The organism is Psychrobacter sp. AOP5-GZ1-6 (assembly GCF_052376345.1).
Lineage (GTDB): Bacteria > Pseudomonadota > Gammaproteobacteria > Pseudomonadales > Moraxellaceae > Psychrobacter.
The window spans coordinates 1-10,645 of record NZ_JBQSVP010000111.1 but is presented as its reverse complement, the minus strand read 5'-3'; the positions used below and the strand labels follow the sequence as shown (position 1 = coordinate 10,645).

Genomic DNA, 10,645 nt, shown 5'->3' with positions numbered 1-10,645 from the left:
ATTACAATTAATGAAATGGCTATGTTACTTGTACCATGGTTATGTCAAAAATCCCTAAGTTTGAATGGTAGTTAGTAACTGTTATCAGTCTAGTGCTTCGTAAAATACTAGGATCTGTTGAACATTCAAATGCTCTACTGGTAGCAATTATTTTTAGACAATATGCAGCTGCTATCTCTCTTTTTATCTAATAACCTCTCGATAATAATTTCTGCTGATTTTTCTAAGCGCTTGTTCTATGGATGATGCAGGGTGATAACCAATCTAAAAAGATTGCCACGATTTTGGCTATAGACTTATCAGGATAATAACTATAACCTTATAGTTGAGATATCGCCCAATACAGTCAGTCCACTATAATATTTTCAGTATCGTAAATATTTTTGGATGTACTCACCTTAAAGATAAGCGGCTGATGTATGTTCACCTTAGATAAGGATATGTTTGTTGTGAATGCTACTGCACATTTAACCGCACCGATAGTGTCCAAACGCGATCTGGCCAAAGCCAAAACGCGACGGGCATTGCTAAAAAGCGCGCTACGGCTATACAGCTCAGAAGGTGCTCAGGGCATGAGTATGAATAAAATTGCCAAAGGCGCTGGCATTGCCCAGCCTAGTTTTTACAATCATTTTGACAGTCTTGATGCCCTACAGAACGAGTTGAGCGCTCAGCTAAAAGACAGCTATTTATCACCTATGCGTTTGGCATGGATAGACATGCTCAAAAACTATGATGTATTAAACACAGATCACTTTAATCAACAGTGTGAGCGCTGTTTGATGATGATTTTTGATTCTGCGTTCCAAAACATTGCATTGTTTCAGCACTTACTAGAAGACCGCCCGCGGCTAGAGGCCAGTATAAAAAGCCCATCAGCGTTAAAAAACGGACTAGGGAATTTGGTCACCGACATACAAGAGGAGTGGGCAGAAATATTTATTCAAGGCTTGCAGTTATCTGGTCGTTCTTTTGAGCGTACCGAGGTCAATCTTTGTGTCGATATCGCAAGCGCACAGGTACACGAGTTAATACTAGGCTGTCATCAGCAGCGCTATTCCAGACCACAGGCAATTGCCGCGTTGAAAGCAAGCTTTGATGCGCTGTTCGCCCATTTTTTACAAGGAGGCAGGCGCAGTTAGTAGTGAGAACATTTAGTGATGACAAGGAATGAAGATAAGTAACAACAGTCATCGTAAAACCAGAGTCAGTAAAACACAAAAGGAAGCGTGATTATGACTACAACAGTAGCTACATCAAACACAGTCAATGAACAACTACATTTTAGAACCTGTACCTTGTGCGAAGCGATGTGCGGTGTCGAGATAAAACATGATGGCGAAAAAGTCTTGTCGATTAAAGGGGATAAAAACGACCCGTTTTCGCAAGGCTATATTTGTCCGAAAGCTACTGCCTTGCAAGATTTGCATGAAGATCCTGACCGTTTGCGGCAGCCTGTAGAGAGAACGGCAGACGGTTGGAAACCTATTAGTTGGCCAGAAGCATTGGATAAAGTTGCTGCAGGTATTCAATCTATCCAGCAAAAATATGGTCAAAATGCGTTGGGTGTTTATCTAGGTAACCCTAACGTACACAATATGGGTGGAATGCTGACCATCAAACAGTTACTGTCACTTCTCCTAATAAATGTCAAATTTACCCAATAGATGTCATATATTAGACTCTTCAATTAATAGCAACAAATGTATGTTATATTTCCTTAATAAATGTCACATGGACAATGCTTAATGATTTATTCAAAGTTTGAAGACAATCCTATAATACCTTATAAAACATCAATCGGAATTAGAAAATATATAGAAAGGTACAATGAATTCAAAGGCCGTGAAGCTTTTAAATATAATGATGATTACGTGGTGACCTACTACGGCTATCTTAAAAAAAAGGATAGTCGAGATAATTCACAACTTTTAATAAAAATTGCTTTTTTAAACATAAGCTTGGCTAATGAAAGCGGAAGAGAATATCAAAGCGTCCTTGAATTACCATTCAACTATATACTAAAAATGCCAATAGGCTCTATTTGGCGTAATGGCATTTGTATATCAAGGTATTATTTTCCAGAAATGGAATTAACACTTAATAATGAAAATACAAAGTATCAGCCAGAAGGTTTGGACGTTGGAAAGCTAAGAGACAGAATTGTTCAAAATTATTCAGGACTACTTACCAATAGTAACCTATCTATCATTTCAACAGATTTTGAAGATCAATCGGGTGAGATTCAAACTTTGCTTATTCACCCTCTAATATTCTTTAACGCAAACTATGGGTATTCAACGGAGATAAAACGTGTACTACTCACCTCAACTTGGGGTAATGAAAATTTTCCTGAGTTACAAGGAAAAAGGACAGTCATAGGAAGATGTCTTTTAGATAAAAACAATAAGGATGTTGAAAACTCAGTATATTTGCCAAGCCGATTTGTAAAACGTGATGCATTACTATTACATTTTTTGAAAACAAATGCTTATGCTAAGACGACCGTAAAAGACTTAGTGTCTAATGTCCATCAACAACGAATGAACGAATATGGTAGTGAAAAAATCGATCTACCAGTAGAACCCTGGCATACAGATCCAATCCAAGCTAAATGTAGGGTTATGAGATTAGATGCTAGAACACTCTTATGCATACAGATAACAGGTATGTCAGAACCTAACTTTTTAGACGATCAGAACGTCATAAGAGTTATGCTATCACCTTCATTTAAAAATAAACTTAGCGATTTAGCTGATTTAGAAGAAACATTAGATGGATATTATCAACCTCTGACTAAAAGAGAAAACGTAGAAGATATAGATCTAAACCCTGACTATCATGTTAATAATTTAGAGGTAGCAGTAGTTAAAGAGTGCTTAGAGATTTTAGGAGAAAGATGGATATTAGAAAACTATAGGCAGCAATCTGATAGAAACGATAGGGGTAATATGCAAGCTATCTATCCGCCCGAAGCAAACGAGTTTGCTGTCGGAGATATAGCAAATAATAGGGGTGATATAGGATGGTTAGAAATTGCATTCGCACCTAGTACTGATACTGGTAAGTCCAGAGCACGTCTTGACAAATTATGGACTCATGCTAAAGAGCTTCGTGAAAAGGTAAATGGTAGGGTTCGAGCCGAATGGTTTACTTTTGGCACAGGATTTAACAATGAGGATGATTTCACGACTATGGCTTTGAGTCATAAGTTACTTAATCCTACTAAGTATCCATATGAAGTTCTGGTAATTAGAGTATTAATAGATAATGAGATTTACTACATTATAGATAGTGATGCAAGACCTGATAAAGAAAAGAAAGGGATGAGTGGAATAGTCATTAAAGTTACCGATGAGGCTTATTTTTTAAGGCCTGAGAACGAGAATGGTCTATTGTCCATACTTATAATTGTTGCACAAATGGAAGGTTCACTATCTGAGAGTTATGTTGATTCTTTTAATGGCAATATGGCATTATTTAAGCATAGCAAAAAAAGGAAGAATGGTTTGGTCGAAGAAGGTAAAAAAATTAATTGGATACTAAATGGAATAAATAATATCAATGAGTAATCAGATATATCCCAAAATTCTAATAGCTAAAAAAATAATTTTTTATTAGACCTCTTGCATAAGTCATCGCTAGCCCTCGTAAATCCATCAGTGAAAGTCAATGAACTGGTACTTTTGCAAGAGGTCTGTTTTATGATAGAGGTATACAAACCATGTTTTGTTGAGAGAATAAAAAACTTTAGAGTATTATCAACTTATAATACGTTAGCTTTAATAGATAATCACTATTATTTATTAAAGCTAAAACGATGATCAATTTTGATAAGGTTTTGTTAATAATAATAAAGTTAGTAATGTACTATGTTTAAGCCAATATTTAGCTTATGCCCATAGCCCATAGCCCATAGCCCATAGTTACTTGTACTCCCGTGCCTTCAGTATATGATGAATATTATGGTACAGGTTTTGTTAATGTAAATGAAATTTTATGGTCTTTTGAGCATGCTACACCTTATCCTTTCACTGTAACTTATGGCGAAATTTCTTGTGGATATAATCCAACTTTTGGTAGTGAAGTGTATTTTATGCCAAAAGGTTTCACAGATGAGTCTTATATTGGTATACCGCTCAACCAAGCAGCCGTCGATTCTCTAAAACTAAGTGGTATGAGTTCAAACGTGCCATATAGCATCAAAAAAGATGCTGATCTTAATGCAGCTATAGAAGTTGGTCTAAGTTTATGTGATGAGAAACAGAAATATCTTAAAGACAATATCTAGATTCAACTAATTTTTTAAATAACTGGACTTTTTGCAGTTAGAAAAATAGTAAAGTTTAGTCTACCTATAAACATAAATAATAAGAAGCTAATAAAGTATTATTAACATTAGTTTATAATATAGTCAGTCTTCTATAAATAAGATACAATGTTTTTAAAATAAATGATACGGCAGAAGAATACATGACCTATTCAGCAGACTTTCGAGCGCAAGTTATCAAAAGTGTTAAAGAACAAGGCATGAGTATTCGTCAAGCTTGTACTTTCTATAACATTAGCAAAACCGCATTACAGCGTTGGCTAAAAAACCCAAATATCAAGCAAAATAGGGATAAGCCACCAAGTAAAATACCGAATGAAGCTCTTCTCAAAGACGTTGCTCAATATCCAGACGATTACATGTACGAGCGAGCACAGCGTCTAGGATGCAGCAAATCGGGTATTGAGATTGCCCTAAAGCGCCTCGGTATTAGTCAAAAAAAAGAGCTTAGAACACCCAAAATCGTGTCTGATAAAAAGAGCGAAATATCAGGCTAAGCTTGATAGCTTCAAACAGCAAGGCTATCCTATTGTGTATATGGACGAAAGTGGTTTTGAGGCTGAAACGATTCGTCCTTATGGCTATTCACCGATCGGCAAACCCTGCATTGATCGCTACAACTGGCAAGCAAAAAAGCGAACAAACGTCATTGGTGCTCTCTATGAAAAGGTGCTGTTTGCGCTTGATTACTTTGAGACAAACATTAATGGTCACGTATTTTACGACTGGTGCAAGTTCACGCTTATCCCAAGCCTTAAAACAAAGTGCGTGATTATTATGGATAATGCCCGCTTTCATAAAAGTAAACGTATTCAAAAACTACTCAATAGGCATGGCCATCGTATTCTTTGGTTACCACCCTACAGTCCTGATTTAAATCCCATTGAAAAGAAGTGGGCACAAGCTAAGTCTCTACGACAAGGATGGATGGAAAATAATCTACTTAAACTGTTTCATAATATGGGCTGTATCTCTTTTATTATAGACTGACTATATTTTAATAAACTCCATAATGTCATAACAAGAAACACTAATCTATTCATCATTCTAAAATCAATCAGTTCTGAGATTTCCTCTATGCCATCACAAACCGCTCGATTGCATCAGCTTAGTATTGATACAGAATTACTGGCTCCTTTCGATCTTTATCCTATAGCCTTTCGCTGGCAAAGTGCTATTAACAAAACCTGCTGCGCTGAAATACTCATATTTAGTTATCACTTTCTAGATGCCAACGCCTGTTCAACTTTGCTTGACAGCTCAATATGCCTAACAACCCTATCTGCTAGCCGTATTCCTAATCATCGCACAGGCATTATTCAAAGTATTAATTATGAGCACTCAGATGACGCATTGCACTTTTATAGTTTAGGAGTAGTCACCCCTGAATGGCTGCTTACTCAATCTATTACCACTCGCAGCTACACAGGACAGTCCACTCTTGATATCATCACTGACGTCCTAGCAAACTATAATTTCAATTGGCAACTCTCTGAGACTCTACTATCATCTGAACAGTCCTTTCAGCCATTGCAACAACCGCTTAACCTGCGTACCCAGTCTGATATTAATAACTGGGAGTTTATTGTGGGAATGCTCGCTGATATTGGCATATCCACTTTATGGATATCAGGTGACTCAACTGACGATCTAGGCTATTGGTTACTGACTAATGATCTAAGCGCAAAAAATAACGATGAAGAGGACAGTCGCAACCTAAGCACGAAGCCCTTAACCTACCGCTATGATCAAGACGCTATTGTCTCAGGTCAAGACACCGTCGATGAGCTGCAACCGATGGTTACACAGCGAGGTACTCGCACCGTAACCGTCCGCGCTGATGGCTTAGCAGCTGACACTATCTATGAGGGAGCGGCCGATGATGACTCTACTTTAGCTATAGAGGATAGTGCAGTACTGATTGCAGCGCCTTCTAGAGTCAGCAGTGATAGTGACGCCACCCGATTAGCGAAACTGTGGGTCGCTGCCAACGCCTCTCATCGCAGCAGCTACACCGTCACAGGCTCGCTACGTGGTATGCATGTTGGCGCACCTGTGGCTATCAACAACATCCCTAATATTCAGAGCATCGACACCCATTGCTTATCGATGCTGATAATCGGTATAGAGCCTGACAGTGACAGCGTCGCCTATCAACACCAAACCATGATAAAAAACTGGCTTGAACGCACAAGCAAACAAAGTCACTATAATCAAAATAACCGAGGCTCTATAGCTGCACAATCGCTCTCTATCCTAACCTTAAATAGCATACCCAACTACGCCTATGAAATAGCCCGCAATACAGGAGTATGGGTGAGTGCTCAGCTACTTGATGCGTCCATTGCCTACTGCCCTTATCCGAGCGATGCATCCTTTGCCAGTCATACCTATAGCGGATTCACCCAAGCGCGTACGGGTAATAGAAGTACCTCTATCGCTCCAAGCTATGCCGCTACTGTTACCGAAGATAGCTTACAACAAACGGTAACCACCCCTGTATGGGCAGCTGTTGATAATAGTAGCAGCGCTAACAACATCACTCCACCCCTACGTTCACTACAACTATCATCAGGGGCTACTCACGGCTGGCAGTTTGCTCCAAGAGACGGTCAATCCGTCCTGCTCACTCATTGGTATGGCGACATCGACAGTCCTGTTATCAGTCGCGCCCTCTATGACGGTATCGGCATGGGTGATAGCGATACTGATGACATCACCACTCGTGATGCTGGGTTACCAAACCGACATAACTTACAAGGCGGCAGTTCCCCTAGATGGCATGGAGATGGACTAGGTCACTCCCAGATCAAAGACGATGATAGCCATAGCGGCTGGGTTACAGGTATCGCTCAGTATGGCCTGACCACTAGCTCTGAGGTGAGCCTATTGTTTGATGATACGCCCAATCAGATTGGGACGCAGTGGAGTGTCAATAGCCAAGCACGCGCTAATTCTATGACACCTATCAGCACAGACAAGGCAACCTTCGCCCCCAATCAGCATGTGCTAGAGATTGGCGTACTACGTCACCGCTATAGCAACCATCAATCTAGCATTAGCGGTCATGGCTTTCGAGTAGCCAGTGACAATAGCTTGCAGATCACGGGCAATCAAGGGGTGCTGTTCTCCACCTTTGGTATCATACATACGCAATTAGATCATGAGTCAGCATGGGTGAATGACGCAGGACAACGGCAACTAGGATTAGGGGCTGATTTGAGTGAAACCTTCTCTGAGGCCAAACAAGCGCACTTGCAATCGACACAAGCCATACAAAACGCTAGAGATATAATCGCAGGATTAAAAACAACGGCTCAAGTCATGGATGAGACGCTGGGCGCTGAAGTACTCGGCGCATCGGATGTAATGTTAGTGAGTAAAGACAGTATTCTTGCCTCAGCGAGTAATACGCTGTGGACAGCGAAAACTATCATGCGGCAATCAGGCGCTACCCAGTCGGATGTGGTGGCAGGCAACTATACGCTATCTGCTGATACCATAGAGTCACTGTCAGGGGTGGCAGGACAGGCCACTCTTTCAGGACTGCATATCAGTGCCAATAGAGAACCACTCGCCATTCAAGCCCAAGGCGGTGAGCTGCAACTGCACAGCCAACTTGATATGATAATCGGTAGTGAATCGGGTCAAGTGAATATCTCCAGTCCCAAGCGCATTAAGCTACAAACCAGCGCTGGAGCGTCGATCACTATTGATGAGAGTGGGGTCAAGCTGGTTGCGCCTGGTGAGATTACGGTGAAGGCGGTGAAGAAGGCGCTGGTGAGTGGGGCTAGAGTTAAATCGAAATTACCATCAATGCCCAAACATCACGAAGAATATTTTGTTCTAAAAGATGTTAATGGAGGGCTTATAAAAAATCATAGATACATCATTGAATTAAATAATGGCACAAAGTTTCATGGATCAACCGATGAAGAAGGTAAGACTCAAACTATTACCACTTACGGCTCTAAGGAATTAACAATACATGTACTCGATGATATAGGATACTCAGATCAGTATCATCAAGCTTGCGAAGAATATTACACGGATTTAAATATATGAGTAAAACCTCAAAACCTGCTACTGGTCAAGGAAAAACCTCAACTAAACTCATTGCAGAAAGTCAGATCTTGACACTACCATTGAGCACAGAACGCAGTTATTTATGCGCTCATATTTGTCTTGCTGAAAGCTTTCCACGTGTTAGTAAAGCTGGTGCTAAACTCAAACAACGAGCTTGTACACTTGCTATATGGAAAGAGGAAGAGGCTAATCACTTAGTTTGGAAATATAAAGCTGAGGTTGGCTATGTTATGACTAAAAATCCCCCTGTGCCTATTATGAGTCCTAAAAAGGGTGAAGAAATGCGCCCTAGCCGTTTTCCACTTGGAAGAGCGTCTAAAATGGGTTTATTTGCTAAAAAGAATTTAGAAGATAGTGCAATTGGTCGATTAAGGATACCTGACTGTATCGTTTTAAAGATTACAGACGCAGAATTAATTAAACTACGGATGACAGGTACAGGTAACTTTCAAAAGTTAATACCTGTACGAGACAATATAGCGACAGTTGTTGAAATTAAGTTTGGCAATGATGTGTTGTCGACTGAGCAAATCATAGCTTATAGAAGAATTGCAGGTTCAAATAAAAAGTTTAAAAGATTGAGAGATACAGATTGTAGCTGTGGTTCTAGAAGAGTAAAGCAGTATGATGCACAAGCAAAACAATACACTTATTTGGCTAATCCATGGGTTCAAGTATCTGTAAAACATGAAACTCCTATAATACATGGAACCATTAGTCCTTCAACTCAACCTATCTCAGATTACGTCGATAATCCTGTAATTACTAATATTATTATTGGTGGTGTGGTTGTCGCCACAGTTGCTGTAGGTATCTTTTTAGCACCTGAAATTGTAGCAGGTGTACTAATTTTTAAAGTAGCCACGCAATAAAAATAAAAGGATAAATTATGAAAACGTTACAAGAAATTGAAAAATATAAAGACGAGTTTGAATATTTTGATGAAAGCCTTGGAGATAACGGTCTGACTGTTTTATCTGTTCATTTAGAGGCCTGTTTTTTATTCTGGGATGGGCATACTAAGGAAGTAAGACAACAACTAAAAGCTTGTATTGAGCATTATATGGATTTGTTCGGTGACAATATTGAATGGGGCTTTGATCCTAAATCTTGGACACAAAAACCAATTGATAAACTACCAAGCTTTCAGCAAACTTTAGATAACAACGCGCATGTTGACGACAGTATCGAATGGTTCGTTGCCAGTGGCAGCCATAAAGAATTAGACGAAGTTTTTGATTACAAGCTATCTTGTCTTACTGCACGGGGTTGGGAGACTCAAACGCCAAGTAGATTACTTTTCCGTATTCATAGAAAAGAGTTTTACGATACAGTCATTCATAAAGCAATCATTAATCTTTTTAACGACTGCATTAGCCGCTTAAATCCTTATTATGCCACTATGGGGTGGAGTCCCGCCTATGGTTATGATAATGGTAGAGTAGGTATTGACATGCTTGATCAGACTCACTGTTTCCTTGGTCTTAATGTTTATGATCTTGGCGATATCATGACTCTAAATCATGGTATTAGAAGTATTGATTGGTGGACTTACATTAGCCATGAGCTTACAGAGCGGGTCGGTGGAATTGATATTTTTAAGACTCAAATAAAAGAACAAAAAATCACTTATAGAGATTATTCTAATGGAACATTATTAATCGCTGGCGATATGCCACAGTTACTACCAGCAGATGAAAAAATCCCTGATAGTTATTTAAAAATTAATGCACTTACCCGTCCTATGCGTAATGGTAATTATGATTCGTTGGGTAATGGTTATGATGAGGGTATCGGTTATCAAAGCTTCAATGAACATTTCACTGATTTGTGGATAAGGCGTTTTGATAATCCTAGATTATGGCGCAAACTACCGCAATATGTAGATGATAAACTTTTGCGTCAACCGCTAATCAAATTAGTAGAGCTAACATCTATGCAAACTTGTGAGGTTGACGGTCGTTATCGCTATGAAGAAGAGTATGACCACGTTAGAGATCATCCAGTATATTTCGCGGAACCTTATGAAAGAGCTGAAGACCTTCGACAGTATGTAATTTTATTGAAAGGCGATAGAGCACCCTATTTTATTAAAATGGATCAGCATGGTCATATTGAGGAAAAAATTTCCATAGTATGGACTTTGTTTGAAAAACTCTAATATTAGGTCTTATGTACCAATATAAATTTTAATCAAAAATAGCTATTAGTCACAATCTATATTTAAGT

Annotated in this window: 9 protein-coding genes; all 9 read left to right on the top strand. The window is 39.1% G+C overall.

Annotated elements, in window-relative coordinates; translation table 11 throughout:
* Positions 1–449: 449 nt before the first annotated feature.
* The 9 genes from ACT3RN_RS12170 to ACT3RN_RS12130 all read left to right on the top strand — a co-directional run bounded on the left by ACT3RN_RS12170 (position 450) and on the right by ACT3RN_RS12130 (position 10,577).
* Positions 450–1,142: a TetR family transcriptional regulator gene (locus ACT3RN_RS12170; protein WP_192520485.1), complete on the top strand. Its 693-nt coding sequence runs from the start codon at positions 450–452 to the stop codon at positions 1,140–1,142.
* A gap of 93 nt (positions 1,143–1,235) precedes the next feature.
* Positions 1,236–1,667 (top strand): molybdopterin-dependent oxidoreductase, encoded by a 432-nt coding sequence (locus ACT3RN_RS12165; protein ID WP_444518685.1) that lies wholly within the window; start codon positions 1,236–1,238, stop codon positions 1,665–1,667.
* Between the two features lie 81 nt (positions 1,668–1,748).
* On the top strand, positions 1,749–3,572 hold the full coding sequence (locus tag ACT3RN_RS12160) for a hypothetical protein (RefSeq protein ID WP_087816361.1): 1,824 nt from the start codon (positions 1,749–1,751) through the stop codon (positions 3,570–3,572).
* Positions 3,573–3,940: 368 nt separating this feature from the next.
* Positions 3,941–4,291 (top strand): hypothetical protein, encoded by a 351-nt coding sequence (locus tag ACT3RN_RS12155; RefSeq protein WP_192520529.1) that lies wholly within the window; start codon positions 3,941–3,943, stop codon positions 4,289–4,291.
* A gap of 182 nt (positions 4,292–4,473) precedes the next feature.
* Positions 4,474–4,827 carry an IS630 transposase-related protein gene (locus tag ACT3RN_RS12150; RefSeq protein ID WP_192520530.1) on the top strand — a complete coding sequence of 118 codons (354 nt, stop codon included), beginning with the start codon at positions 4,474–4,476 and terminating at the stop codon, positions 4,825–4,827.
* Between the two features lie 34 nt (positions 4,828–4,861).
* On the top strand, positions 4,862–5,320 hold the full coding sequence (locus ACT3RN_RS12145) for an IS630 family transposase (RefSeq protein ID WP_318779554.1): 459 nt from the start codon (positions 4,862–4,864) through the stop codon (positions 5,318–5,320).
* 87 nt (positions 5,321–5,407) lie between these two features.
* Positions 5,408–8,395: a DUF2345 domain-containing protein gene (locus tag ACT3RN_RS12140; RefSeq protein WP_192992276.1), complete on the top strand. Its 2,988-nt coding sequence runs from the start codon at positions 5,408–5,410 to the stop codon at positions 8,393–8,395.
* Positions 8,392–9,288, top strand: a complete 897-nt coding sequence (locus ACT3RN_RS12135; protein ID WP_192519571.1) for a VRR-NUC domain-containing protein — start codon at positions 8,392–8,394, stop codon at positions 9,286–9,288. Before ACT3RN_RS12140 ends, ACT3RN_RS12135 begins: the two co-directional genes overlap by 4 nt.
* A gap of 17 nt (positions 9,289–9,305) precedes the next feature.
* Entirely contained in the window at positions 9,306–10,577 is a 1,272-nt protein-coding gene (locus tag ACT3RN_RS12130) for a type VI immunity family protein (protein WP_192519572.1), read from the top strand.
* The last annotated feature ends 68 nt before the right edge of the window (positions 10,578–10,645 follow it).

What these genes read in the sequence shown, in the direction of transcription:
- ACT3RN_RS12140 (WP_192992276.1), top strand. Translation starts at nt 5,408, where the DNA reads ATGCCATCACAAACCGCTCGATTGCATCAGCTTAGTATTGATACAGAA.
- ACT3RN_RS12135 (WP_192519571.1), top strand. Translation starts at nt 8,392, where the DNA reads ATGAGTAAAACCTCAAAACCTGCTACTGGTCAAGGAAAAACCTCAACT.
- ACT3RN_RS12160 (WP_087816361.1), top strand. Translation starts at nt 1,749, where the DNA reads ATGATTTATTCAAAGTTTGAAGACAATCCTATAATACCTTATAAAACA.
- ACT3RN_RS12165 (WP_444518685.1), top strand. Translation starts at nt 1,236, where the DNA reads ATGACTACAACAGTAGCTACATCAAACACAGTCAATGAACAACTACAT.
- ACT3RN_RS12150 (WP_192520530.1), top strand. Translation starts at nt 4,474, where the DNA reads ATGACCTATTCAGCAGACTTTCGAGCGCAAGTTATCAAAAGTGTTAAA.
- ACT3RN_RS12130 (WP_192519572.1), top strand. Translation starts at nt 9,306, where the DNA reads ATGAAAACGTTACAAGAAATTGAAAAATATAAAGACGAGTTTGAATAT.